The organism is Sphaerisporangium sp. TRM90804 (genome assembly GCF_029846175.1).
GTDB lineage: Bacteria > Actinomycetota > Actinomycetes > Streptosporangiales > Streptosporangiaceae > Sphaerisporangium.
The window spans coordinates 198224-224022 of the sequence record NZ_JARWAC010000014.1; the positions used below are offsets into that span (position 1 = coordinate 198224).

At 71.8% G+C, this 25799-nt stretch carries 18 protein-coding genes; 12 read left to right on the forward strand and 6 right to left on the reverse strand.

The window, feature by feature from the left end; genetic code table 11:
- Positions 1-5: 5 nt before the first annotated feature.
- Genes PYR91_RS18480 through PYR91_RS18490 form a run of 3 tightly spaced genes read right to left on the reverse strand, consistent with a single transcriptional unit; the run spans position 6 to position 4353 of the window.
- Positions 6-1937, reverse strand: coding sequence for a hypothetical protein (locus tag PYR91_RS18480; protein ID WP_279781114.1), 1932 nt, complete (start codon positions 1935-1937; stop codon positions 6-8).
- On the reverse strand, positions 1934-2959 hold the full coding sequence (locus tag PYR91_RS18485; RefSeq protein ID WP_279781115.1) for a hypothetical protein: 1026 nt from the start codon (positions 2957-2959) through the stop codon (positions 1934-1936). Before PYR91_RS18485 ends, PYR91_RS18480 begins: the two co-directional genes overlap by 4 nt.
- A 35-nt stretch (positions 2960-2994) precedes the next feature.
- A complete protein-coding gene (locus PYR91_RS18490) occupies positions 2995-4353 on the reverse strand; it encodes a hypothetical protein (protein WP_279781116.1) in 1359 nt (452 codons plus the stop codon).
- A gap of 284 nt (positions 4354-4637) precedes the next feature.
- Here PYR91_RS18490 and PYR91_RS18495 point away from each other — a divergent pair, with 284 nt between their 5' ends.
- Entirely contained in the window at positions 4638-6026 is a 1389-nt protein-coding gene (locus tag PYR91_RS18495) for a DUF4407 domain-containing protein (RefSeq protein ID WP_279781117.1), read from the forward strand.
- 7 nt (positions 6027-6033) lie between these two features.
- On the forward strand, positions 6034-7623 hold the full coding sequence (locus PYR91_RS18500; protein WP_279781118.1) for a protein kinase: 1590 nt from the start codon (positions 6034-6036) through the stop codon (positions 7621-7623).
- A gap of 89 nt (positions 7624-7712) precedes the next feature.
- On the opposite strand, the gene PYR91_RS18505 is transcribed toward PYR91_RS18500, so the two are convergent.
- From PYR91_RS18505 to PYR91_RS18515, 3 genes are all read right to left on the reverse strand, one after another.
- The gene (locus PYR91_RS18505) at positions 7713-10946 is read right to left on the reverse strand and encodes a penicillin acylase family protein (protein ID WP_279781119.1); all 3234 of its coding nucleotides are present in this window, start codon (positions 10944-10946) and stop codon (positions 7713-7715) included.
- A 218-nt stretch (positions 10947-11164) separates the two neighbouring features.
- Complete coding sequence (locus PYR91_RS18510) at positions 11165-12478, reverse strand: MFS transporter (RefSeq protein ID WP_279781120.1); 1314 nt, start codon at positions 12476-12478, stop codon at positions 11165-11167.
- Positions 12479-12651: 173 nt separating this feature from the next.
- Complete coding sequence (locus PYR91_RS18515; RefSeq protein ID WP_279781121.1) at positions 12652-14325, reverse strand: class I adenylate-forming enzyme family protein; 1674 nt, start codon at positions 14323-14325, stop codon at positions 12652-12654.
- Positions 14326-14513: 188 nt separating this feature from the next.
- Between PYR91_RS18515 and argC the strand changes: the two genes are divergently transcribed.
- The 10 genes from argC (at position 14514) to tyrS (ending at position 25222) form a co-directional block, all read left to right on the forward strand.
- On the forward strand, positions 14514-15536 hold the full coding sequence (gene argC, locus PYR91_RS18520) for an N-acetyl-gamma-glutamyl-phosphate reductase (RefSeq protein ID WP_279781122.1): 1023 nt from the start codon (positions 14514-14516) through the stop codon (positions 15534-15536).
- 76 nt (positions 15537-15612) lie between these two features.
- Positions 15613-16764, forward strand: coding sequence for a bifunctional glutamate N-acetyltransferase/amino-acid acetyltransferase ArgJ (argJ, locus tag PYR91_RS18525; RefSeq protein ID WP_279781123.1), 1152 nt, complete (start codon positions 15613-15615; stop codon positions 16762-16764).
- Positions 16761-17702 carry an acetylglutamate kinase gene (argB, locus tag PYR91_RS18530; RefSeq protein WP_279781124.1) on the forward strand — a complete coding sequence of 314 codons (942 nt, stop codon included), beginning with the start codon at positions 16761-16763 and terminating at the stop codon, positions 17700-17702. The genes argJ and argB overlap by 4 nt, the downstream gene beginning before the upstream one ends.
- The gene (locus tag PYR91_RS18535) at positions 17699-18907 is read left to right on the forward strand and encodes an acetylornithine transaminase (RefSeq protein WP_279781125.1); all 1209 of its coding nucleotides are present in this window, start codon (positions 17699-17701) and stop codon (positions 18905-18907) included. Before argB ends, PYR91_RS18535 begins: the two co-directional genes overlap by 4 nt.
- Positions 18904-19869, forward strand: a complete 966-nt coding sequence (gene argF / locus PYR91_RS18540; RefSeq protein WP_279781126.1) for an ornithine carbamoyltransferase — start codon at positions 18904-18906, stop codon at positions 19867-19869. The genes PYR91_RS18535 and argF overlap by 4 nt, the downstream gene beginning before the upstream one ends.
- Positions 19866-20384: an arginine repressor gene (locus PYR91_RS18545; RefSeq protein ID WP_279781127.1), complete on the forward strand. Its 519-nt coding sequence runs from the start codon at positions 19866-19868 to the stop codon at positions 20382-20384. Before argF ends, PYR91_RS18545 begins: the two co-directional genes overlap by 4 nt.
- 77 nt (positions 20385-20461) lie before the next feature.
- Positions 20462-21661 carry an argininosuccinate synthase gene (locus tag PYR91_RS18550; protein ID WP_279781128.1) on the forward strand — a complete coding sequence of 400 codons (1200 nt, stop codon included), beginning with the start codon at positions 20462-20464 and terminating at the stop codon, positions 21659-21661.
- Positions 21662-21716: 55 nt separating this feature from the next.
- Positions 21717-23177: an argininosuccinate lyase gene (gene argH / locus PYR91_RS18555; RefSeq protein WP_279781129.1), complete on the forward strand. Its 1461-nt coding sequence runs from the start codon at positions 21717-21719 to the stop codon at positions 23175-23177.
- Positions 23159-23827 carry a DNA-3-methyladenine glycosylase gene (locus PYR91_RS18560; protein ID WP_279781130.1) on the forward strand — a complete coding sequence of 223 codons (669 nt, stop codon included), beginning with the start codon at positions 23159-23161 and terminating at the stop codon, positions 23825-23827. The genes argH and PYR91_RS18560 overlap by 19 nt, the downstream gene beginning before the upstream one ends.
- Before the next feature lie 126 nt (positions 23828-23953).
- Positions 23954-25222, forward strand: coding sequence for a tyrosine--tRNA ligase (tyrS, locus tag PYR91_RS18565; RefSeq protein WP_279781131.1), 1269 nt, complete (start codon positions 23954-23956; stop codon positions 25220-25222).
- Positions 25223-25799: the final 577 nt, after the last annotated feature.

Consider the following 25799-nt stretch of genomic DNA (forward strand, 5'->3'; position numbering starts at 1 on the left):
GGACGCTAGCCGTGGAAGGCGGCCAGGTAGGCGAGCGTGCCGGCCATCACGATCCCGACGGCCCACAGAAGGATCTTGCCGAGAGGCGGGATGAGCGGGGAGGGCGGCTCGACGTCGGGGACCGGGGAGTCCTCGGCGAGAAGCTCGGCATCCCGGTTGCGGAGCCTGAACCCGGTCTTGCGGAACCATCGTGTGGTCTGCCCGTCGACCGGCGCCTCGGCTTCCGGGGCGTACGCCTGCCCCAGCTCGTGCCACGGTTTCGTCCCGCCCAGCCCGGCCCGGCCCAGCACGGCCTCCCGCAGCGCGTCTTCGGCCGCGTCTCCGTACTGGTCCATCGCCGCGGTGACGAGCCTCGCCCGCGGCGGTCGCATGACGCAGGCCAGGATCTCCTCGACGTGGCTCTGGTCCAGGGACGCGCCGTAGGCCGCGACGAGCAGTTGCCTCAGGCGGCGGATCTGGGCCTCGGGGTCGTCCGGGTGCGCCGCCGCGATCGCGTCCGCCAGGTAGGCGTGCCTGCCCAGCGCGGGGGCGATCTCGGGATCCTCGGTCCCCGCCCCCCGTGAGACCAACTCCTGGTGCACGCGCAGGACCAGCGCGGGGTGGAACGGTTCGCGCGCCGCCTCCGCGACGAGGTCCGGGGTCTGAACCTGTCCGAGGAGCCGGGCCTGCTGGGTCCTGTCCAGATGCAGCGCGAGTCGCACGGCGACGCCGGGCTCGGCCGCCTGCAGGCGCGGCCACATCGCCCTCACCAGCGACGGGTTCCGCCCGCCCGCCCGCATGATCCTCTCGTAGGACTCGACGGTGAGCCTGCGCCCGTAACCGAGGGTCAGCAGCACCTGGAGGAACTCGACCGCCATGTCGTCGGTGAGGTTGGTCGTCGCGGCCGGCAGCAGGCGGGTCTCGATGATCTCCCGGTAACGCTCCGGCTCCTCACCGGCGGGTTCACGAAGCTGCGCACTGCGGCCGAGCCGCCCGACGACGACGCTGAGCTCGCCTGTGCGTCTCTCGGCGAGCAGGCCGGCGCACAGGTGCAGGTCCTCCTCGACGGTGTGCGCCGGGGCGGGGGAGCCGCCGGCGACCAGCGTGCGACCGGAGTCGTCCAGCAGTGCCAGAGCCTCCGAGGGGGTCTTGAACGTCAGCGGCTCGGTGGTGCGGGCCAGCCTGTCGACGAGCTCGGCGGGGGAGCGCTGGAGCAGCAGCTCGAAGTAGCGGCGGGCGATGTCGCCGCCCGGCACGCCGATGTCGTCGCCGGCCCCCCAGGTGACGGCGTGCGCCTCGTCCCGGGGGTGTTTGGCGAAGGCGAGTCTGATGCGGTGCGCCGCCGAGCTGTCGGTCCAGGTGGAGGCCGTCAGCCTTGTTCGCAGGCCGTAGGGGAGCAGCGCCGCCACGGTGTCGAGGTGCCGCAGCCGCTCGATCATGGGCAGGGCGTCGGCGCCGACGATGCACACCTGCCGGTCGGTCAGCAGCAGCGCCGCCGCCGCCATGTGCGTGCGGTCGACCCGTGACGCGATGTCGCCGTGGTCGAACGCCGGGACGTCCAGGACCAGCGGGGCGCGGGCGGACGCGGCGTCCGTGCCCGGGTCCTGGTCGAAGGCGCGTGCCAGGTCCTCGTATGACACCGGCCCGCAGGCCAGGTCGGTGTAGGGGACGCAGGCGTAGCGGGTGACGGCGATGGGACGGCCGAATCCGTCCTGCTCGTCGGACCAGCACTGGATGGCCATGCCGACGTACGCGACGTCGCCGGGTCCGTTGACGTAACTGATCGTCACCTCGGGCAGGCTGGCGAGGGTCCCCGGCGTCCACCTGGTCATGATGTCGCGGAAGTCGGCGTCGCTGAAGTGACCCTTGTTGCAGCGCAGGACCCCGTAGTCGTCCTCCGTGCCCTGCCGCTTCCCCCAGACCGCCCACTCGGCGACGATCTTCACCGTGGGCCTCACCTGCCGGCCGTCCTTCTCGGCGCCTGGGCGGCCATCCGCTGTCCGAGCCAGAGCATCGGCTCGACCACGTTGATCGGATACACCGGCCCTCGGATGCGGTATCTCTTGGCGGGCGGCCCGCCGGGCCCGGCGGGCTCTCCCGGATGCCTTGGCGCCTCCGGCAGCAGGTTCTGCGGGTCGTCGAGATCGAAGCTTCCCTTGGCGGGATCCACGAAGAACCCGATCGACGAGGTCACGAAGAACTTGATCTGCTCGCGCCGGAAGAACTGCTTGAGGGCGGGCACGACCATCCCGGCGTACCCGCTGGAGGACACCGAGCACAGCTCCTGGAACAACTCCTCCGCGTAGTCGTCGTCGACCCGGGGGAAGGAGTGCTGGTCGTCGGGGTCCGGCATCAGCATCCCGAGCTTCTGAGCCGTCCGAAGGACACGAAGGTCGTCGAACTTGGTGACGCACACCGCCAGATGGTGCGGCAGCATGTCGTCGGCGTACTCGCCGTTGGAGAGCATCCGCCCCGCGAGATCGGTCAGCACCCCGTGCAGGAAGTCGAACGCGTCGCCGGACTTGAACTCCCGGATCGGGTCGAAGAGGTAGACGATGCCGCTGCTGCGTTCCAGGTTGTCCAGCAGGGCCTCGCGATCAGGGCCCGCTTTGGCGCGCTGGGCGTGGTAGAAGCCGCCCGGCGCGTCGACCACGTCCAGGCCGATGCGGTGGGCGGTCTTCGGCTTCGGTCTCAGGCTTCGCCCCGGCCCGTCGTCGTCCGCCTTGCGGCTCAGCACCCATCTGTAGTTGCCTATGGCCTGCGTCGCCTCGGGAAAACTCTGGTTCTTGGACAAGGCGGTCGTCATCTCGACCAGGAAGTCGCTTGAGGGACCGTCGCTGCCGAAGATGCGCCACGGGCCCTTCTTGTGCATGAGAGCGATGTTCAGGGCGGCCAGGAACGTGGTCTTGCCACTGCCCGGCGCGCCCCATATGGCGATGCTGTGCTCGGGTGGCGACGGCTTCTGCTGCTCAGGGGGCATGATCGGACCTCACTCAATCCATGGTGCGAGCCGGCTCAGGGCGCGGCCAGGAACGGAAAGGGGATGCGGCGGCGGGAGGGGGCCGCGAGGCCCAGCGCCGTGCTGAAGGTGCGCACGTCCACGGCCTCCAGGTGGGCGAGCGCGTCCTTTCCCAGACGCCGCCAGACGGGGTGCGCCTCGCGGGGCGGGTGGTCGCAGATGGCGCCGAAGGTCAGGCCGGGGAGCGTTTCGAGCCGCGACAGGAGCCTCTCCCAGTCGTACCGGCCGGGACAGGGCAGGATCTCCGACAGGTCGGCCCGAGGGGGGTGGGGCGGCCGGGCCCCGACCGTGAGCAGGAGCGCGCGGCCGCCGTCCCCGGCGCCGAGCCTGCGGGTCACCTCCTCCAGCACGTCCTCGACCGGGGCCGCGTAGAAGTATCCGTGGACGGCGGCCGCGTCGTGCTCCGGATGGCGATCCTCCAGACGGCGCAGTGCCTCGTGGGCGCGCTTGGCGGAGACCTGCCAGCTCGGCACGTGAAGCGGTTCGTCGACGGCCCCTCGCTGGTACGCGTGGGAGCCGTAGGCGATCAGCGAGACCCTCAGCGCGTCCGCGAGGTCGTCGGCGATCGCCGAGACGAGCTGCCCCACCCGGCCGATGCGCTCGTGGACCTGTTCGCCGGGCCCGTCGACCTCGACCGCGCAGACGAGATGCACCGGGCCGGCCGGGGGGTGGTCGAGCCGCGGCGGCACCGCGTCGACCAGTTCCTCCCAGGTGCGATCAGACCTGACCATCCCCGGCGGCTCGGAGAACTCGACACGTCCTGGACGTATGAGCTGGGCGACCACGGTGTGACGGCCGGGGGGCAGCCTCGCGGCGTGGACGGACAGCAGCCTCGGCCGGCGATCCTGCCAGGCCGCGACGGCGAACATGACGCCGTCCTCGTCGCTGGGCTCGCACCGGATCGCCACCTCCGCCACCGCGCCGCGGCGCGACTCCAGGCCGAACAGCGGGTGACCGCCCAGCCGGAGCCGGCCCGTGACGGGGTGCCGTTTCGCGACGATGAGGTCATACGACTGCACCAGGGGATCGTCGGCGATGGCCTCGCGGAGCAGTTCGTCGACCCTCGCGCCCGTCTCGGCGAAGGCGGCGGCCTCCGGAAGCGCCGCCTGCAGCCGGTCCATCGCCTCGCCGGCCGGTGAGCCGTCGGGGGAGGTGTTCACCAGGATGACCGTGTCGCGGCCGGGCTCGCCGGCGGCCAGGTCCACCGCCCGTGCGGCCGCGGCGGCCATGGCGCCGTCCCAGCGCACCGTCGGGTTGGCCCAGCCCCGTGGTGTGCCGGCCTCGTCGCGGCGTACCTCGAAAGGGGTGACGCCCTCGGCCGCGACGTCGAAGACGATCAGTCGACGAGACTCCACCAGGTCGGCTATTCCTTCGACAAGAGCCTTACGCAGGGGATTATCCCCCAAAAGGGTCAAATGCCGCTCCAATAACGTGCGTGGAACAAACGGAGCACTCTTGGCGGTGCGCCGTTCGCTGGATCTTGATCCCCCGGCGGACTTATCCGCGTGATCTTTGCAATGCGCCCTAGTATGACCATGCTGAGTTATATGTATAGCCTAAATGGCGATGGGTGCTGATGTGGTGGGCCGCAATTAGGGTGTCCCTGACTTCAGGCCACTGCTGATGCTGGGAGTGGTAAATGCAGAATGTCCTAGTTGTCCTATCCGGCGCCCGTCCGGAGGTTCTCAAGCACTGTGCGACCGAACGCGGCAAGTTCGAGGGCATCGGCGGCGCGGTGCTCACCACCAGCGTGCTGGCCGCCGTCTCCATGGCGTTCGCCTTGCACAGTGCCCTCGGCATTCACCTACTCGTCGCCATCCCCGCCAGCCTGGTCTGGGGACTCGCCATTCTCAGCCTCGACCGGTGGCTGGTCGGCTCGATCCAGCCCGACGGACCGCGCCGGTGGCGGTTGGCCGTGCCGCGGATCATCATGGCCGCGCTGCTCGGCGTGGTGATCTCCACCCCCCTCGTGCTCCAGATCTTCAAATCCGAGATCGACGCCCAGATCGTCGAGATCAAACAGGACCGCGCCGGCGCGTTCACCGACCAGCAGAACAGGGGCGCCGTCGGCGCGGAGGTCACGCGCCTTCGCGGCGCGCTGGCCGCCCAGGAGAAGATCGTCACATCGGGCGGGGAGGTGGCGCAGGACCCGGCGAAGGACCCGAAGATGAAGTCGCTGCTCGCCGAGCGTGACGCCCAGCAGGGGGTCGTCAAGGAGCAGTACGACGAATGGCAGTGCCAGCTCTACGGCGGGCCCGACTGTCCCCGCAAGGGGGACGGCGTGCTCGCGCAGACCAGCAAGAAGAACTACGAAAAAGCGCGGCAACGCGTCGACCGGCTGAATAACCAGATCGAGGAGCGCAAGAGAGAACTCACCGCCACCAGCGAGGACGCGAAGGGCATCCGGCTGGAGGCGGCGAGGGCCGAACTTCCCAAACTGCGAAGCCAACTCGACGTGGCCGAGCGCCGGCAGATGGAACTGCAGGCGTCGTTCGACGCGGAGAACCAGAGCCTCAACGGCCTTCTGATCCGGCTGCAGGCTCTCAACCAGGTTTCCGGCAGGGATTTGACGCTCAACGCGGCCAGATTCCTTCTCTTCCTTCTCTTCCTGCTGATCGAGTGCCTGCCGGTCGCCGTCAAACTGATGCAGAAGCCGGGGAACTACGAGAAGGTGCTCGACCTCATGGCGCGCAAGGAGTTCATCGGCGCCAGGGAAAGCCTCAACGCGGACGCCTGGACCGGGTCGAGAACGAGGCAGCAGGGGCTGGACGACATCTGGGTGAGGGAGCCGGCCGCGCAATGGCGCGCCGCGCACGATCCCGTCGCTGTTCCTCCCGTCGTCCCGCCCGAGCCCGGGCCCCCGCCGCCGTCCGCGCACCTGGGACCGTCCGCGCACCTGGGAGACGACTCCGCGTCCCTGGAGGACGAGTCGCTCCGCGAGATGCCGGACACGCGCGCGATCACGCTCTCGCAGGCCGGAGGCCCCGAGCGGTCCCGCAGACGCGAGCTGTTCCCCGACGACGATTGAGATGCCGATGACGTCCGCCTCGCGGAACAGCCTGCTCAGGGGCAGGTACCGGCTTCTGGAGCCGCTCGGCAGGGGCGGCATGGGAAACGTGTGGCTCGCCGCCGACGAACTGCTCGGGCGCCGCGTCGCGCTCAAGGAGCTCGTGCTGGTCGCGAACGGGGAGCCGATGGCGGTGCGCCGCGAGCGTGCCCTGCGGGAGGCGCGCGCCGCGGCCGGCATCAAGCACCCCAGCGTCGTCGACATCCACGACGTGTTCGAGGACCGAGGGTGCCCGTGGATCGTCATGGCGTACATCGAGGGCCGGTCGCTTCGCGACCTCATCGACGAGGGAGAGCTGGACGAACGCGACATCGCGCGGATCGGCCTCCACGTGCTCGGAGGACTGAACGCCGCGCACGACGCGGGGGTGCTGCACCGCGACGTGAAGCCCGCCAACATCGTCATCGGGCGGGCCGGCGAGGTGCTGCTGGTGGACTTCGGCGTCGCGCAGATCGGCGGCGCGAGCCCCCTGACCGCGCAGAACGGCTTCGTCGGCACCCTGGAGTTCATGTCCCCCGAACGCATAGACGGCCGCACGTTGACGCCCGCCTCCGACCTGTGGTCGCTCGGGGTGACCCTCTTCTGGGCGCTTGAGCGGTATTCGCCCTTCGGGCGCGAGGAGGTGGTCGCCACCTTGCGTGCCATCACCGACCACGCCTGCCCCCGGCCCGCGCGCCGAGGCCCGCTGTCCGAGGCGATCGCGCGGCTGCTCCACAAGGACCCCGATCGGCGGATGAAGGCGGGCGAGCTCGATCTCGTCCTGCGGTCCCTCGTCCGAAACCACGCCGCCCGTCCCGCACAGGCGGGACCGGGCACGCGTGACCGGCACGCCGGACGAGCGGCGAGCGCTCGACCGGCGGCGCCGCACCGACCCCGGCCGGGCGGTGACGCCCCGCCGCGGCCCCAGGCCGCCCCGCCGCGGCCCCAGGCCGCCCCGCCGCGGCCCCAGGCCGCCCCGCCGCGGCCGTCCGCGCCTCTCGGCGACCTGCCCGCCGAGTCCGCCGCACGCCTCTGCGCGCGGCTGCCCGCCGAAGCCGGCCGGGATCTGCTGGCGAAGGAGGCCCCCGACGTCGCCGGGCGCGTCCTGCTCGCCCTGCCCCGCGATGTGGCGGCCTCGATCCTGGCGGTGACCCCGGCCCGGACCACGGGCGTTCTGCTGGGCGCGATGGCGTTCGGCGGCCGGGAGACCGCGGCACTGTTGCAGACGCTGAAGGCGGCCAGGGCGGGCCGGGCGCTCGACTACATGGACTTGGACGCCGCCGCCCGGCTGTTGACCGTGATGCCGCCGCACGAGGCCGCTCGTATCCTCGTGCGCGCCTACGCCAGGACCGCGGCCGGGATCATCACGATCCTCGCCGCCGGGCCGGTCGCCGCGCACGTGGTGGACGCCATGTCGGAGCATTCGGCGAAGACGGTCGGCGAGGTCCTCGGGCACGTGCCGCCCGCGGCCGTCGCGGGGTTGCTGAGATCGCTACCGGAACGGCGCGCCGTCCACCTGCTGGATCGTCTCGGCACCGCGACGCGCGCGCGGGTGCTCCGGCATCTCGAGCCCTCCTGAGCCCTCCTGAGGCGAACGGGGGCGGTGGGCGGCCCGGGCCCGGCGGCGGAGGGCGTCCGCCGCCGGCCGGTTGCGAGGGGTCCGCCGCCTCAGCGGGGGTAGACCTCCAGTTCGTAGAGCGAGTAGCCGTACGACGTCGCCCGGGTCGTGCCCTGCATGCGCACGTAGCGGGCGGTGACCGGGGCGAAGGTCACGTTGTCGACGCCGCCGTTGCCGGCGGTGGTGCTGTGGCGGGTGGTCCAGGCGGATCCGTCGGTGGAGGTCTGGATCGCGTACGCCGACCCGTAGGCCGCCTCCCACCGCAGGATGACCCGGGCCACTGAGGTGGGGGCGCCGAGGTCGACCTGGATGTACTGGTTGTCGCTGGCCGCGCTCGACCAGCGGGTCGACGGGTCGCCGTCCACGGCCTTGCTCGCCGGGTAGAGCAGGAAGAACTCGCTGCTGGACGCGCGGGCCGTCTTCCCGGCGGCCACGTTGGCGACGGCCTCGCCCCTGCGTGCCGGGAAGGACACGACCTGCTGGTAGGTCGGCCGGTTCTGCCACGAGATCAGCGAGTGCTTGATGCCGCCCAGCGGCGAGTGCTCGATGGAGTCGGCGCACCACTGGTCGCCCGCCGAGCAGACGTCGTCGCCCGGGTAGGTGGTCGTGGCCGGCTCCGCCAGCGCCGCCGCCAGGCTGTTCAGCAGCACCGTGCGGCAGCCCGCGACGGTGCCGTCCCCGCAGTACTTCGCGGGAAGCGGACCGGCGACCGGATCACCGAGCACCGCGCGCACGTCCTTGCTGACGTAGCCCCACCAGCCGTACTGGAACGAGGACCCCTTGTGCGCCTGGGCCTCGCCGGCCGAGCCGGGCAGCGAGGAGAGGTCTCCGCGCTGGTGGCCCGAGGGGGACTCGTTGATCTGCATTGCGTCGACCAGCGACCGGTACAGCGGGTCGCCGAGCCCGGGCCTGAACTGGGCCTGGACGAGCCTGGGCCACCAGGCGTCGAACGCGCGGATCGCGTCCGCGTGCGCGTACGCCCTGGAGCCGGGCGAGGTCTCCAGCCGCTTGGCGCCCGAGGCGGCCCACGCGGACAGCCTGGCGACCGCCGAGGCCTGCGCCGGGTCGCTCACCGGTGCGGAGCCGATGACCCGCAGCAGGTCGGGCAGGACCTCCTTGCCCCGCAGGTCGGTGACGGCGGCCTCGGCCATGATCTTGACGGTGCCGGCCCGGTCCAGCTTGCCGGCCCCGGCCAGGGCCGCCTTCACCGGCGCGTCCAGCAGGTCGGCGCGGTGGACGGCGCCGAAGCTGAAGTTGCCGTCGGAGGCCCCGTAGTCCTTGGCCTGCTTGTTGTTCCAGCTCACGAAGTAGTCCTGGTCGGTGGCCTGCGGGTGGGCGGCGGCCGGGGCGTAGGTGGCGGTGTTGGTCGCAGGGTCGTAGCCGGCCCATTCGTGGGCCGGGTCGGCCGTCATCGGCAGGTTCGGATCCGACACCGCCGAGCGGACGGGGTTGTTCCCGGACATGAAGTACGACGACTGGGAGGAGTTGACGTAGAACCAGTTGAAGGCGAAGCCGATGGTGGAGGCCGAGTTCCTGAACGCCGTGGCGTCCCCCATCTGCGAGGGGTCGTTGAACATCTGGAACCCGACGGCCGAGTCGGCCTCGTGCTGGTAGGTCGAGCGCAGGGCGGTGTACGCGGTGGGCTGCCCGCCGACGGTGCCCCGCCAGGTGACCAGGCCGTACTTCGTCCGCTTGACCACCAGGTCGTAGGACCCCGGGGCGGTGGGGTCGGCGACGGTGGGCCGCCAGCGGTTGGTCTTCTTCAGCGTCTCCATCGCCGTGCAGGTGCCGTGGTACAGGTAGTGGTCGGAGGCCACGGTGGGCGTTCCGCCCGCCGGGTCGCACAGCCGCACGGCGTAGGTGTCGGTGATGTCCTGGCCGCTGGAGGTGGCGCTCCAGGCGTAGTCCGTTCCCCGGCCGAGCAGCACGTAGAGGTTGACGCCGGCGAACGCGACGCCGCGTGCCCTGACGCCCGGCCCCGACAGCTCCTGCAGCATGAGCAGCTGAGGGGCGAAGTACCCGGTCTGCGGGCCGAACACCGCGATCGGGTGCCCGGACGCCGACTCGGCGGCCGAGACGACCACCGCGTTGGACATGCCGGGCTTGGAGTTGTCCACCAGCAGCCCGTCGAGCACGCCCTTGGCCGTGGAGGCGGCGGAGGTGGCCGAGCCGCTCTCGTTCTGGGTGATGTCGACCGGCGAGGTCGTGGCCGGTTCGGGCAGCACGACGCCGGTGGCGGCGGGCGCGGCGCCGAAGGGGAAGCTCTGCCCGTTGTGCAGGGTGAGCACCGCCTCGGGGTCGTTCTGCGCGCGGAACGCGGCCCACACCTGGTCGCCGGCCGCCGTCCCGTACTTGGCGCGCGCGGCCACCCGGACGAGCGCCGACTGCATCTCCGCGCCGCCGCCTCCGCCGAAGAGCCCGCCGATCACGCCGGACACCGCGACCAGGTCGGTCATGGTGAAGTCCACGGGCCCGCCCGCGTTGGTGATCGCGTCCAGGTGCCCGGTCAGGACGTACTCGCCGGGGCAGTTCCGGTCGGCCATGCAGCGGTCGATGTAGGCGTTGACGCCGTTGATGTACTCGCGGACGTCGGCGTAGAGCTGCGCCCCGCGGGGGCCGGAGTCGCGCAGCCGGTCGATCTGGGTCTGCAGGTCGGCCTCGGTGTAGGGGGCGTTGCGCCAGACGCTCTGCTCCAGCGCCCGGTTGCCGGGCGCGCCTCCGGCGAACGGGGTCAGCTCGCCCCGGCCGACGTGCCTGAGCAGGTCCATGACCCACAGCCGGTCCTGCGCGCCGGCGTACCCGGCGCCGAACATGGTGCCCTCGCGGGTCGTCCCGGTGATGTGCGGCACCCCGGTGGCCCGGTCGCGGACGATCGTCACGTCCGCCCGCGGGCTGACGGTGCTCTCCACCTGCCCCGCCGGCACGCCGAACGAGGCGTCGTTGAAGAACGTGGCGATCTGGTCGTTCGTCAGCCCGGTGTAGCCGGAGATCAGCCCGGCGTACTTGCCGAGCTGGTCGTCGCTGTGCCGGGGCCTGGTGCCCAGCGACTGGTTGGCCAGGATGTCGACCAGGGTGGCGTTGCCGTTCTGCCCGGGCGGCAGCACGTCCGCGCACTCGCCGAGACAGTAGTCGTCGGCGGGGTAGAAGGCCGTGGTGGTGGAGGTCGTGGTCGTCGTGGCGGCGGTGGTGGCGGTGGCCGCCGATGCGGGCACGACGGGGGATGCCAGCGCGACGATCCCGAGGGCGGTGGCCGCGATCATCGTGCGCCGGAGACGTGCGTGCATGTGAGAGAACCCCCAGAAACATGAGGTGTACTCGGTTGGGAGGAACATACGCTCGCCCCAACAACGGATCAATGGCCCCGGTGAGGATCGCCCTCGCCCATGACACCCACACAGCCCGACCCGTGCACCTCGCACGGCCTCCCGATGACGCGAGGGAGTGCCATTTCCGCGCGCCCCCCCGCACGAGACTTGAAGCCGGGGCTCGCGGCCCCGCTCGCCTAGACGGTGGCCGTGGGCTCGGCGCGGCGGGCGCGTTGGGCCAGGGCGTGTTCGTCGGTGCGGGCGTCGTAGCGGCGGAAGGCGGGGAGGGCGGCGGCCATGGCGGCCACGGCGCCGATGCACAGGAGGCCGCCCGCGCCCAGGGAGAAGCGGGCGCCGCCCAGCTGGGCCATGAAGCCGGCCCTGGCGTCGCCGAGCATGGGGCCGGTGGAGTACGAGAGCAGTTCGATGCCGGCCAGACGGCCGCGGTACTCGTCGGGGATGGTCTGGTTCCAGATCACGCTGCGGAACACGCCGCTGATCGTGTCGGCGCCGCCGGCGACGGCCAGGAAGACCGCCACCAGCCAGATGTTGGGCATCAGCGAAGCCAGGGCGACCCCGGCGCCCCACAGCGAGGCCGCGATGATGACCGCGCGGCCGTGGCGGTGCACGTGGCTCGTCCAGCCCGACGTGGCCGAGGCGATCGCCGAGCCGATGCCGCCGGCCGCGTACAGCAGGCCGAGAGCCGTGGGATGGCGCAGCTCGTCGGCGAGGAACGGGTAGAGGGCGTTGGAGAACGCGAACACCATCGCGGCGATGTCGACCAGGTAGGTGCCCATCAGGTCGGGGCGCCGGACGGCGTAGCGCACGCCCTCGACCAGGGACCGCAGCGACGCTGGGCTGCCGTCGCCGGGGACGGCGACGGGGGCGACCCGCACCAGCAGGTACAACGACAGCAGGAAGGACACCACGTCGATGCCGTAGGCCGTGGCGGGGCCGAGCACGACGACGATCACCCCGCCGACCGCCGGGCCGATGATCATGCCGACGTTGCGGGCCAGGCTCTGGATGGCGAAGGCCGCGCCCATGTGGTCGAGCTTGAGCACCCGGTTCAGGATCGCCTGCTCGCTGGGCCCGCGCAGGCTGGCCAGGCCGGCCGCCAGCGCCGCCACGACGTACAGCACCGGGATCTGGGCCTGCGGGGGCAGCAGCAGCGTGTTCGCCATCAGCAGCACCGAGGTGAAGCAGAGGCCGACCTCGGACCAGATCACGATCTTGCGCCGGTCGAGCGCGTCGGCGATGGCCCCGCCCCACAGGCCGCACACCACCATCGGCACGAACTCCGCGAGGCTGACCAGGCCGACGGCGACGTAGGAGCCGGTGAGCTGCTTCATCTGGTACGGAACGGCCACCATGGTCACCACGCTGCCGAACATGGTGATCATGCTGGAGCCGAGCAGCAGCCGGAAGTCGCGGGACTGGCGCAGCGGGCTCAAATCCATGCGCAGCCGAAGCAGCAGCCGGGTCAGAGACCGTCCGGGCGTGGTGGGCACAGGCGGCAGTGTGGAGGGCCGTGCCTGGTCAGGGCAACCGAATTTCGCCCCGGCCGGCGGGCCCCGGCCTCAGGACGGCGGGCCGGGTGCCCGCGGGCGCGCGGCGGACGGTGACGTCAGCGGCATCGGCCCGCCCCTCATCGCAGGGTGCCCGCGGGCGTGCGGGAGACGGGCTACAGGCCCAGGGTCTCCTTGCGCAGATGGGTCTTGAGGATCTTCCCGCCGGGGTTGCGGGGCAGCTCCGAGTCGCGGAACCAGAACCGGACGGGGACCTTGAACGGCGCCAGCGTCCCGCTCAGGAACGCCCTGAGCTCCTCCGGCGTCGCCGGCACGCCGGGCTTGAGCCGCACGACCGCGCCGACCTGCTCGCCGAGCTCCTCGTCGGGGATGCCGATCACGGCGGCGTCGTCGATCGCCGGGTGCTCGAACAGGGCGGCCTCGACCTCGGCGCAGTAGACGTTCTCGCCGCCCCGGATGACCATGTCCTTGGCCCGGTCGACGATGTACACGAATCCGTCCTCGTCCACCTTGGCCAGGTCGCCGGTGTGCAGCCACCCGCCGACGAAGGTCTCGGCGGTCGCCTCCGGCCGGTTCCAGTACCCGGCGATCACGTTGGGGCCGCGCATGCACAGCTCGCCGACCTGCCCCACCGGCACCTCGCCGCCCATGGGGTCGGAGATCCGCACGTCGCAGACGGCGACCGGCAGGCCGATGCTGTCGGGCCGCGCCTGGTAGGTGGCGCCGCTGTTGTACACGGCCAGGGCGGTGGTCTCGGTCATGCCGTACCCGTTGGACGCCTGCCGCTGGGGAAGCTGTTCGCCGATGCGCTCCAGCAGCTTGGGCGGGGCGGGCGCGCCGCCGTAGCTCACCCCGCCGAGGCTGGAGATGTCGTACTTGCCGAAGTCGGGGTGCGACAGCAGCTGCCAGGCGTTGGTGGGGACGCCGGTGAGCACGGTGACCTTCTCGCGCTCGATGAGCCGCAGCGCCTGCCCGGGATCCCACTTGTACATCAGCACCAGGCCGCCGCCGGTGAACATGGTCGCCGTCAGCACGGCGAAGCAGCCGGTGGCGTGGAAGAGCGGCACCGTCAGCAGGGTGATGCGCCGGGTGCCGGCCGCGGTGGCGGGGTCCTTGCCCGCCAGCGCCACGCTGCGCAGCATCGCGTAGGCGACGGTCATCGGCGCCTGGCCGAGGTTGCGGTGGGTGCCGAGCGCGCCCTTGGGGCGGCCGGTGGTGCCGGAGGTGTAGAAGATCGTGGCCGGGTCCTCGGGCGCGAACTCGACGGCGGGCAGGGTGACGTCGGCGCGCACCTCGCCGAGCACGTCGGCCAGGTCCCGCGCGCCGGGGGGCAGGTCGCCGGGGGAGCGGGTGACGATCACCGGCACGGTGCTCCCGCGCAGCCGCTCGGCGCGCTCACCGTCGGCGAAGATCACCTTGGCCCCCGAGTCGGACACGCCGTACTCCAGCTCCGGAGTGGTCCACCAGGCGTTGAGCGGGACGGCGATCGCGCCGGCCGCCAGCGTGGCCGAGAAGGCGACCACCCATTCGGGGTAGTTGCGCATGGCGATGGCGATCCGGTCGCCCTTGGTCACGCCGAAGTCCTCGACCAGCCGGTTGGCGAGGGTGGCGGCCCGGCGGAAGTGCTCCTCGTAGGTGATCCGCTCGTCCTCGTAGACGAGGAAGACGGCGTCGCCGTGGAATCGGCTGTTCTCCAGCATCGTCCGGAACGTCGTGGGGGCGTGCTTCCATGTCCGGATCCTCGCCCCTCGGATCTCGACCTCGTCCATCTCGAAGAGCTGGCCCGGCGCGGTGAGCTGTTCCTGGGCCTGGTCTGGAGTGACAGTCATGCGTGGTGACTCCCGGCGCTGAGTACGGATCGGCTGGAAAGTGAGGATACCGACCGGTAGGTACGTATAACAGAGGCTTGTTCCGGAGGTGAGATCGCCGTGGCGAATGATTTGCATGAAGATCCCGCGAGGTGCATACTTTCACCGTGTAGCTATGAGGTCGAATGCATGACCATGCGGGAGGTTTCATGAGGGCGGCGGTCGCGGGAGCCAGCGGTTACGCCGGGGGCGAGCTGCTGCGCCTCCTGCTGCGCCATCCCGCCGTCGAGATCGGCGCGCTGACGGCCGGCTCCAACGCCGGCGGCACGCTCGGCGCGCACCAGCCGCACCTGCCCTCCCTGGCCGGCCGTGTCCTGCTGGAGACCACCCCCGAGGCCCTGGCCGGGCACGACGTCGTCTTCCTCGCCCTGCCGCACGGCCGGTCCGCCGCCGTCGCCGAGCGGCTCGGCGACGGCACGCTGGTCGTCGACTGCGGCGCCGACTTCCGGCTGGAGGACGCCGCCGAGTGGGCCCACTTCTACGGCGGCGACCACGCCGGCACCTGGCCCTACGGCCTGCCCGAACTTCCCGGCCAGCGCGACGTGCTCCGCGGCGCCCGCCGCGTCGCGGTGCCCGGCTGCTACCCGACCTCCGTCACCCTGGCCCTGTTCCCGGCCTTCGCCGCCGGGCTCGCCGAGCCCGACGTCGTGGTGGTCGCGGCCAGCGGCACCTCTGGCGCCGGCCGTTCGGCCAAGACCAACCTGCTCGGCAGCGAGGTCATGGGCTCGGTCGCCGCCTACGGGGTCGGCGGGGTGCACCGCCACACCCCCGAGATGGAGCAGAACCTGTCCCGGGTCGCCGGCCGGCCGGTGAAGGTCTCCTTCACCCCGATGCTGGCCCCCATGAGCCGGGGCATCCTCGCCACCTGCACCGCCCCGGCCGCGCCCGGCCTCACCGCGGCCGCGCTGCGCGAGGCGTACGCGGCGGCGGTCAAGGACGAGCCGTTCCTGCGCCTGCTGCCCGAGGGCACCTGGCCGGCGACGGCGATGACGCTGGGCGCCAACACCGCCGCACTGCAGGTGGCGCTCGACGAGCGGTCCGGCCGTGTGGTGGCGGTCGTGGCCATCGACAACCTCACCAAGGGAACGGCGGGCGGCGCGATCCAGAGCGCCAACCTCGCCCTCGGCCTGGCCGAAGAACTCGGCCTTCCCCTCGATGGAGTCGCCCCGTGAGCCCTCTCGTCACAGCCGCCCGCGTAAGCGGGGGAGCCCGCACGACGTCGTTCCACACGCCCGGCGGTGAGCGCGCATGAGCGTCACCGCACCCCTCGGATTCCGCGCGGCGGGCGTCGCCGCCGGCCTCAAGGCGAGCGGCGAGCGCGACGTCGCCATCGTCGTCAACGACGGCCCCTCGCGGGCCGCGGCCGGGGTGTTCACCCGCAACCGTGTCAAGGCGGCACCGGTGCTGTGGTCCCAGCAGGTGGTGTCCGGCGGCCGGGTCAAGGCCGTCGTCCTCAACTCCGGCGGCGCCAACGCCTGCACCGGCCCGCTCGGCTTCCAGGACACCCACGCGACCGCCGAGAAGGTCGCCGAGCTGCTCGGCGACTCGGCCGGTGAGATCGCCGTCTGCTCCACCGGCCTGATCGGCGAGCGGCTGCCCGTCGACAGGCTGCTGGACGGCGTCGGCGAGGCCGCGGGCCGGCTCACCCGCGACGGCGGCCTGAACGCCGCCGACGCCATCCGCACCACCGACACCGTCACCAAGATCGCCTTCCGCAAGGGCGGCGGCTACATGGTGGGCGGCATGGCCAAGGGCGCGGGCATGCTGGCCCCGGCCCTGGCCACCATGCTCTGCGTGGTCACCACCGACGCCGACCTTCCCGCCGAGGAGCTCGACCGCGTGCTGCGCCGGGCCGTCGCCGTGACCTTCGACCGGCTCGACACCGACGGCTGCATGTCCACCAACGACACCGTGCTGCTGCTCGCCAGCGCCGCCTCAGGCGTGACGCCCGACCTCGCGGAGTTCGAGAAGAAGGTGACCGAGGTCTGCGCCGACCTCGCCCGCCAGCTCCTGGTCGACGCCGAGGGCGCCTCCAAGGCGATCGCCATCGAGGTCGTGGGCGCGGCCGCCGAGCAGGACGCCCTGACCGTCGGCCGGGCCGTTGCCAGGTCCAACCTGCTCAAGTGCGCCATCCACGGTGAGGACCCCAACTGGGGCCGGGTCCTGTCGGCGGTCGGCACCACCGACGCCGCCTTCCACCCCGACCGCGTCAACGTCGCGATCAACGGCATCTGGGTCTGCCGCGGCGGCGCCGCCGGAGACGACCGTGCCAAGGTCGACCTGCGCCCCCGCGACGTGACGATCACCATCGACCTGTCGGCGGGCCCGCACTCGGCCACCGTCCACACCACCGACCTCACCGCCGAGTACGTCCACGAGAACTCGGCGTACTCCACATGAGCGGCCCGGCGGCACACGGCCGGGCCGTCCCGGCGGCCCCGTCCATCTCCGGCGCGCACGCCAAGGCGGTCGTGCTCATCGAGGCCCTGCCCTGGCTGGCGCGGTTCCGCGGCGAGACCGTCGTGGTCAAGTACGGCGGGCACGCGATGGCCGACGAGGCCCTGCGCCGCGGCTTCGCCGACGACATGGCGTTCCTGCTGCACGCCGGCCTCAAGCCGGTCGTCGTGCACGGCGGCGGCCCGCAGATCAACGCCCATCTCGACCGCCTGGGCATCGAGAGCAGCTTCACCGCCGGGCTCCGCGTCACCACACCCGAGGCGATGCAGGTGGTACGCATGGTCCTGGTCGGCCAGGTGAACCGCGACGTCGTCGGCCTGATCAACCGGCACGGGCCGTTCGCGATCGGCATGTCCGGCGAGGACGCCCACCTGTTCACCGCCGAGCGCAAGCACGCCGAGGTCGACGGCGAACTGGTCGACATCGGCCAGGTCGGCGAGATCGTCGAGGTCGAGGCCGGGGTCGTGCGCGCGCTGCTGGACGACGGCCGCATCCCGGTGGTGTCCTCGGTCGCCCGCGGCGAGGACGGCGAGGTCTACAACGTCAACGCCGACACCGCCGCGGCCGCGCTGGCCGTCGCGCTCGGCGCCCGCAAGCTCGTGGTGCTCACCGACGTCGAGGGCCTGTACGCCGACTGGCCCGCCTCCAAGGACGGCTCCCCGTCCGAGGTGATCAGCCGGGTGAGCGCCGGCGAGCTGGCCAAGCTCCTGCCGGAGCTGTCCAGCGGCATGGTGCCCAAGATGGAGGCCTGCCTGACCGCCGTGACCGGCGGCGTGCCCCAGGCGCACGTGCTGGACGGCCGGGTGCCGCACGCCGTGCTGCTCGAAATCTTCACGGACGAGGGGATCGGAACCATGGTGCTACCGGAGGCCGCCCAGTGACCGCGGGCCCGGCGCGGACGGCGAACGCCGATCTGCGCGACCGCTTCGAGGCCGCGTTCATGCCCAACTACGGCGTGCCCCCGCTCGCGCTGGCCCGCGGCGAGGGCGCCTATCTGTGGGACGCCGACGGGGCGCGTTATCTCGACCTGTTCGCCGGCATCGCGGTCAGCTCGCTCGGCCACGGCCACCCCGCCCTGGTGGAGGCCGTGTCCCGCCAGGCGGCCACGCTGGCCCACAGCTCCAACCTGCTGGTCAACGAGCCGGAGGTCCTGCTTGCCGAGCGCCTGCTCGGCCTGCTGCGCACCCCGGGCCGCGTCTTCCTCGCCAACTCCGGCACCGAGGCCAACGAGTGCGCCGCCAAGCTCGCCATCAAGTACGGCAGGACGACAGGCAGGCGGTACTTCGTCGCCGCCGAGAACGGCTTCCACGGCCGCACCCTCGGCGCGCTCGCCCTGACCGGCAAGGCGTCCATCCGCGACCAGTTCGGCCCCTTCCCGCTCGACGTGCGCTTCATCCCCTACGGCGACGCCGACGCGCTCAAGCAGGCCGTCACGCACGAGTGCGCCGCCGTCTTCCTGGAGCCCACGCAGGGCGAGGCCGGCGTCGTGCCCCCGCCGCCCGGCTACATGACCGCCGCGCGCGAGATCTGCGACACCACCGGCGCGCTGCTGGTGCTCGACGAGATCCAGTCGGCCATCGGGCGCACGGGGCACTGGTTCGCCCACCAGCACGACGGCGTCGTCCCCGACGTGCTCACCCTGGCCAAGGGGCTGGGCGGGGGCATGCCGATCGGCGCCTGCGTCGGCTTCGGCGACGCCGGCGTCATCTTCGCCAAGGGCGACCACGGCTCCACCTTCGGCGGCAACCCCGTCTCCTGCGCGGCGGCCCTGGCCGTCCTGGACACCATCGACCACGACGGCCTGTTGGCCCACGCCCGCGCCGCCGGCGAGCGGCTGTCCAGCGGGATCCAGGCCCTCGGACACCCGCTGGTGTCGGGGGTGCGTGGCCGGGGGCTGTGGCTGGCGATGGTGCTGTCCGCCGAGCGCGCGGCCGACGTCCAGGCGGCCGCCCAGCGCGCCGGTTTCCTGGTGAACGCCGTGCAGCCCGACGCCGTGCGCCTGGCGCCGGCGCTGGTGATCACCTTCGAGCAGATCGACTCGTTCCTCGCCGCCCTGCCGGCGATCCTCGCGGAGGTGACCCCGTGACCGGCGCACCCACGAGCGGAGCCGGCCCCCTGAGCGCGGGCCGCCCCGTCCGGCACTTCCTGCGCGACGACGACCTGACGCCGGCCGAGCAGGCCGAGGTGCTCGACCTCGCCGAGGCGATGAAGAAGGACCGCCACGGATACCGCCCCTTCGAGGGCCCGATGACCGTCGCGGTGCTCTTCGACAAGCACTCCACCCGCACCCGCATCTCCTTCGCCGTCGGCATCGCCGAACTCGGCGGGCAGCCGCTGATCATCGACGGCGCGAACTCCCAGATGGGCCGGGGCGAGCCCGTCGAGGACACCGCGCGCGTCCTCGAACGGCAGGTCGCCGCCATCGTCTGGCGCACCTTCGGCCAGGAGCGTGTGGAGGCGATGGCCTCGGCCTCCTCCGTGCCCGTCGTCAACGCGCTGACCGACCTCTTCCACCCGTGCCAGGTGCTCGCCGACCTGCTCACGATCCGCGAGAGCCGCGGGCCGCTGGCAGGGCAGACCCTCGCCTACTTCGGCGACGGCGCCAACAACATGGCGCACTCCTACCTGCTCGGCGGCGCCACCGCCGGCATGCACGTGCGCGTCGCCGCCCCGGCCGCCTACCAGCCGGACGCCGTGATCCTCGACCGGGCGGCGGAGATCGCCGCGTCCACCGGCGGCTCGGTCGCGGTGCTGACCGACGCAGAGCGGGCGGCGTCCGGGGCGCACGTCCTGGCCACCGACACCTGGGTGTCGATGGGGCAGGAGGGCAAGGACCAGCGGGTCGCCGACCTCATGCCCTACCAGGTGAACGCCGCGCTGCTCGCGGCCGCCGCGCCCGGCGCCGTCGTCCTGCACTGTCTGCCGGCCTACCGCGGCCTGGAGGTCACCGCCGAGGCGCTCGACGGCCCGCAGAGCCTGGTGTGGGACCAGGCCGAGAACCGCCTGCACGCCCAGAAGGCGCTGCTGCACTGGCTGGTGACGCGATGACGATCCCGCTGACCAAGGCCGGCAGGCTGGCCAAGATCGCCGACCTGGTCACCCGGCACCGCGTGCGCTCCCAGCCGGAGCTGGCCCGGCTGCTCGCCGAGAGCGGCGTCGAGGTCACCCAGGCCACACTCTCACGCGACCTGGACGAGCTGGGCGCCCTCAAGCTGCGGGCCGACGACGGGGCGCTGGTGTACGCCCTGCCGGGCGAGGGCGGCGGGCGCATCCCGCTGCTCACCCGCAACGGCGGCGGCGAGACTCCCGCTTCCCGGCTGCGGCGCGTCTCCGAGGACTTCCTGGTGTCGGCCGAGTCCTCGGCCAACCTCGTCATCGTGCGGACGCCCCCCGGGGCCGCGCAGTTCCTGGCCTCCGCCATCGACCACGCCGAGTGGCCGTCCATCCTCGGCACCGTGGCCGGTGACGACACGATCCTCGTCATCAGCCGCGACCCCGCGGGCGGAGCCGAGCTCGCCGACGCCCTGCTCGGGCTGACCGCCCGACGAGGCCAGCCCGCGTGAGCGGGCGCCGACGACGGCGCCGCGCACCGGGCATTCCGCACAGGCCATACCGAATTCTTTCCAGGGAGAGCAGATAAATGAGCGACAGGGTGGTACTCGCCTTCTCCGGAGGCCTCGACACGTCCGTGGCGATTCCCTTCCTCGCCGACAAGACCGGCGCCGAGGTCGTCGCCGTCGCGGTCGACGTCGGCCAGGGCGGCGAGGACATGGAGGTAATCCGCAAGCGCGCCCTCGACTGCGGCGCCGTCGAGTCGGTGGTCGTGGACGCCCGCGAGGAGTTCGCCGCCGACTTCTGCGTGCCCGCCCTGCAGGCCAACGCGCTCTACATGGACCGCTACCCGCTGGTCTCCGCGCTGTCGCGCCCGCTGATCGTCAAGCACCTGGTCGCCGCGGCCAAGGAGTTCAAGGGCACGCACGTCTCGCACGGCTGCACGGGCAAGGGCAACGACCAGGTCCGCTTCGAGGCCGGTCTCGCCGCACTCAACCCCTCGCTCAAGGTGATCGCGCCCGCGCGCGACTACGCCTGGACCCGCGACAAGGCCATCGCCTTCGCCGAGGAGAAGGGGCTGCCGATCGACGTCACCAAGAAGTCGCCGTACTCCATCGACCAGAACATCTGGGGCAGGGCCGTCGAGACCGGCTTCCTGGAGGACATCTGGAACGGCCCCATCGAGGACGTCTACGCCTACACCGCCGACCCCGCGCAGCCGCGCGAGGCCGACGAGGTCGTGATCAGCTTCGAGGCCGGCGTCCCGGTCGCCGTGGACGGCCTCCCCATGACGCCGTTCCAGATCATCGCCGAGCTCAACCGGCGCGCCGGCGCCCAGGGCGTCGGCCGCCTCGACATGGTCGAGGACCGGCTGGTCGGCATCAAGTCCCGCGAGGTCTACGAGGCCCCCGGGGCGATCGCGCTGATCACCGCCCACCTGGAGCTCGAGAGCGTCACCGTCGAGCGCGACCTCGCCCGGTTCAAGCGGACGGTCGACCAGCGCTGGGGCGAGCTGGTGTACGACGGCCTGTGGTTCTCGCCGCTCAAGCACGCGCTCGACGCCTTCATCGCCGACACCCAGAAGCACGTCACCGGCGAGATCCGCATGACGCTGCACGGCGGGCGCGCCGTGGTGACCGGCCGGCGCTCGGAGGCGTCCCTGTACGACTTCTCGCTGGCGACCTACGACACCGGCGACGCCTTCGACCAGTCCCTCGCCAAGGGCTTCGTCCAGCTGTGGAGCCTGCCCTCCAAGATCGCCGCCGCGCGGGACGAGCGTCTCGGCTGAGCCCCCGAGTGGGCTAGGGTCGCGGATTGGCAACGGCGAGGAGAAGAGGAGAACGGTGGCTGAGGGTGGCAAGCCCATGCGGCTCTGGGGTGGCAGGTTCGAGGGCGGTCCGGCGGACGCGCTGACACGGCTCTCAGTGAGCGTGCAGTTCGACTGGCGGCTCGCCCCGTACGACCTGCTGGCGTCACGGGCGCACGCCCGGGTGCTGCATCAGGCGGGGCTGCTCACCGCCGACGAGCTCGAACGCATGATCGGCGCGCTCGACGACCTCGATCGGGCCTGCAAGGCCGGCGAGTTCCGGCCCACCGTGGCCGACGAGGACGTGCACACCGCGCTGGAGCGCGGGCTGCTGGAGCGGCTCGGCTCGCTCGGCGGCAAGCTGCGCGCAGGCCGCAGCCGCAACGACCAGGTGGCGACCGACCTGCGGCTCTACCTGCGCGACCACGTCCGCCACATCGTGTCGCGGCTGGTGGAGCTGGAGACGGCGCTGATGAGCCAGGCCGAGGAGCACGCGTCCACCGCGGCCCCCGGCATGACGCACCTGCAGCACGCCCAGCCGGTGTCGTTCGGCCATCAGCTCCTGGCCCACGTCCACCCGCTGGCCCGCGACGTCGACCGCCTGCGCGACTGGGACCGCCGCGCGGCCGTCTCCCCGCTGGGCGCCGGCGCGCTGGCCGGCTCCTCGCTGCCGCTGGACCCGCAGGCGGTCGCCGAGGAGCTCGGCTTCACCTCGGCGGCGGCGAACTCCATGGACGCCGTCGCCGACCGCGACTTCGCCGCGGAGTTCCTGTTCTGCGCCGCGATGATCGGCATCCACCTGTCGCGCCTGGGCGAGGAGATCGTCCTGTGGGCCTCACAGGAGTTCCACTGGATCGAGATGGACGACGCCTACTCGACCGGCTCGTCGATCATGCCGCAGAAGAAGAACCCCGACGTCGCGGAGCTGGCCCGGGGCAAATCGGGCAGGCTCATCGGCGACCTCACCGCGCTCCTCACCACGCTCAAGGGCCTGCCTCTGACCTACAACCGCGACCTGCAGGAGGACAAGGAGCCGGTGTTCGACGCCGTCGACACCCTGCTGCTGGTGCTCCCGGCGGTCTCCGGGCTCGTCGCCACCATGCGGGTCAACACCGCGAGGCTGGAGACCTCGGCGCCCGACGGCTTCGCCCTGGCCACCGACCTCGCCGAGCTGCTGGTGCGCAAGGGGGTGCCGTTCCGCGACGCCCACGAGGCGGTCGGCCATCTGGTGGTGTGGTGCCAGGTCAACGACACCACCTTCGAGCGGCTCACCGAGGAGGATCTCGCCAAGATCTCCCCGCACTTCGCCCCGGGCGCCGGCGGGCTCACCGGGCCCGACGGCGAGGAGCTGCCCGGCGCGCTGGAGGTGCTCAACGTGCAGGGCGCGCTGGCCTCGCGCAAGGCGTACGGCGGCACCGCCCCCGCCCAGGTGCGCAACCAGCTCCTCACGCTGCGCGAGACGGTCGACGGGCAGGCGGCGTGGGCGAGCGGGTCCTAGACCGGGAGTTCTTCGACCGGCCTTCCCACGAGGTCGCGCCCGACCTTCTCGGGCGCGTCCTCGTGCACGGGCCGGTCGCCGTCCGCCTCACCGAGGTGGAGGCGTACGGCCCGCCCGGTGAGGACCCCGCCTCCCACACCTACCGCGGCCGCACCCCGCGCAACGCGGTCATGTTCGGCCCGCCCGGGCACCTGTACGTCTACTTCACCTACGGCATGCACTACTGCGTCAACCTCGTGTGCATGCCCGAGGGCATGGGCTCGGGGGTGCTGCTGCGCGCCGGCGAGGTGATCGAGGGCGTGCAGGAGGCCCGCAGGCGGCGCGCCCGCCCGGGCGACGCCGCCGCGACCACCGGCGCGAACCGTCCACTCCTCGACCGCGACCTCGGGCGCGGGCCGGCGCGCCTGGCGGTCGCCCTGGGCATCGCCCGTGAGCACAACGGCCTCGACTGCTGCGACGACTCGGGCCGCGACCCCGCGGCGGGGGAGCCGCGGGTCCTGGAGGGCGACCCGCCGGACGCCGCCCTGATCCGCACGGGCCCGCGCACCGGCGTCTCCAGCGCCGCGGACATCCCCTGGCGCTACTGGATCGACGGCGACCCCACGGTGTCGCCGTACCGCAAGCATGTGCCCAAGCGGCGGCCCGGGTGAGCTGCCCGGCGCCTTTTCGGTGGCGAAGTGGTGAGATGATCGGGCAGGCTTGTCTGACGAGGCGAAAGCCTCGATCGGGCGAAAGCCGCACTTCCATCCGCTGACCGACCCACGAAAGCCAGGACCGTGACCGACATCCTCGATGACCTTGCGTGGCGCGGCTTGATCGCGCAGTCCACCGACATCGACGCCCTGCGGGCGGCGATGGCCGAGGGTCCGATCACGGTCTATTGCGGGTTCGACCCGACAGCCCCCTCGCTGCACGTCGGCAACCTCGTGCCGCTGTTGGCCCTCACCCGCATCGAACGCGCCGGGCACCGGGCGATCGGCCTGGTCGGAGGCGCCACCGGTCTGATCGGCGACCCCAGCGGCAAGAGCGAGGAGCGGTCGCTCAACTCCGCCGAGACCGTCGCCGAGTGGGTGCGGCGCATCCGCGTGCAGGTGGAGAAGTTCATCGACCTGTCCGAGGGCTCCGGCTCGGTCCTGGTCAGCAACCTCGACTGGACCGCCGGCCTCTCGGCGATCGACTTCCTGCGCGACGTCGGCAAGCACTTCCCGGTGAACCGCATGCTGGCCCGCGAGTCCGTCTCCGCGCGCCTGGCGGGCGAGGGCCTCAGCTACACCGAGTTCAGCTACCAGATCCTGCAGGCCAACGACTACCTGGAGCTGCACCGCAGGCACGGGTGCACGCTGCAGATCGGCGGCAGCGACCAGTGGGGCAACATCACGGCCGGCTGCGACCTGATCCGCCGGGTCGAGGGCGCCCACGTGCACGCGCTGACCGTGCCGCTGATCACCAAGGCCGACGGCACCAAGTTCGGCAAGACCGCCGGGGGGGCGGTGTGGCTAGACCCCGAGCTGACCTCGCCCTACGCCTTCTACCAGTTCTGGCTGAACGCCGACGACCGCGACGTCGTGCGGTTCCTCAAGATCTTCAGCTTCCGGTCCCGCGACGAGATCGAGGCTCTGGAGAAGAGCGCCTCGGAGCGTCCGGCCGCGCGTGAGGCGCAGCGCGCGCTCGCCGAGGAGTTCACCACGCTGCTGCACGGCGCCGACGAGTGCGCCGCGGTGATCGCGGCCTCCGCGGCGCTGTTCGGCCAGGGGTCCCTGGAGGCGCTGCCCGAGCGCACGCTGGCGGCCGCCCTCGCGGAGGTGCCCACCGCCACGGTGCCCGCCCTGGGGGCCACCCTCGTCGACCTGCTGGCCGAGAGCGGGCTGGTCGAGAGCAAGTCGGCCGCGCGCCGCGCCATCAAGGAGGGCGGGGCGTACGTCAACAACGTGAAGGTCTCCGACGAGGCGTACGTGCCAACCGACGACGACCTGCTGCACGGGCGCTTCCTGGTGCTCCGGCGCGGGAAGCGGTCCGTGGGCGGCGTCGAGCTGCGCTCGGCCTGACGTCTCGACACCGCTCGGCTTCCGGCCGCTCCCCACCGGGCGTACGGAAGCCGGCGGATGCCTGGTAACAGTCCTGTGGCGGATGCGTGAGACTTTGCGGGGGTCGGTTACTGACCTGCGAGGATCACCGTCACAGCGATTTGACGGGTCTCCGGCGGGCGTTTAGTGTTCTCTACGCCCCAGGGAACGACAGGTCGCCATCAGGCGCCTGGCTCCCGGGAAATCCCGGCCAACGCAACGGATTCACCGTCTTCGACGGAGAGTCCTGCGCCGCTGTGTCGTCGACCGATTTCCGCGAAACGACTGACTGTTTCGCTGGACAATAGGAAAGCGATAGAGTAAGTTGGTAGGGTTGCTCTGGAAACAGGGTAGAAGTAATGCCCGCTTTAACCCGGTAAGCAACAAATCAAACGATTTGACGCGAATTGTGTCGGGCGGGTAAACTAAGTAACAACAGAACGGTGAGCCCCGGTCGAGCCGGAACGAAGATTTCCGGTCGCGGTCGGTGTACGCGTCCGTTTCTTGAGAACTCAACAGTGTGTTAAAAGCCAGTGCATGATTGTTTTTTCCTCCGTGC

What these genes read in the sequence shown, in the direction of transcription:
- PYR91_RS18485 (WP_279781115.1), bottom strand. Translation starts at nt 2,959, where the DNA reads ATGCCCCCTGAGCAGCAGAAGCCGTCGCCACCCGAGCACAGCATCGCC.
- PYR91_RS18495 (WP_279781117.1), top strand. Translation starts at nt 4,638, where the DNA reads ATGCAGAATGTCCTAGTTGTCCTATCCGGCGCCCGTCCGGAGGTTCTC.
- PYR91_RS18500 (WP_279781118.1), top strand. Translation starts at nt 6,034, where the DNA reads ATGACGTCCGCCTCGCGGAACAGCCTGCTCAGGGGCAGGTACCGGCTT.
- PYR91_RS18505 (WP_279781119.1), bottom strand. Translation starts at nt 10,946, where the DNA reads ATGCACGCACGTCTCCGGCGCACGATGATCGCGGCCACCGCCCTCGGG.
- PYR91_RS18515 (WP_279781121.1), bottom strand. Translation starts at nt 14,325, where the DNA reads ATGACTGTCACTCCAGACCAGGCCCAGGAACAGCTCACCGCGCCGGGC.
- argC (WP_279781122.1), top strand. Translation starts at nt 14,514, where the DNA reads ATGAGGGCGGCGGTCGCGGGAGCCAGCGGTTACGCCGGGGGCGAGCTG.
- argJ (WP_279781123.1), top strand. Translation starts at nt 15,613, where the DNA reads ATGAGCGTCACCGCACCCCTCGGATTCCGCGCGGCGGGCGTCGCCGCC.
- argB (WP_279781124.1), top strand. Translation starts at nt 16,761, where the DNA reads ATGAGCGGCCCGGCGGCACACGGCCGGGCCGTCCCGGCGGCCCCGTCC.
- PYR91_RS18545 (WP_279781127.1), top strand. Translation starts at nt 19,866, where the DNA reads ATGACGATCCCGCTGACCAAGGCCGGCAGGCTGGCCAAGATCGCCGAC.
- PYR91_RS18550 (WP_279781128.1), top strand. Translation starts at nt 20,462, where the DNA reads ATGAGCGACAGGGTGGTACTCGCCTTCTCCGGAGGCCTCGACACGTCC.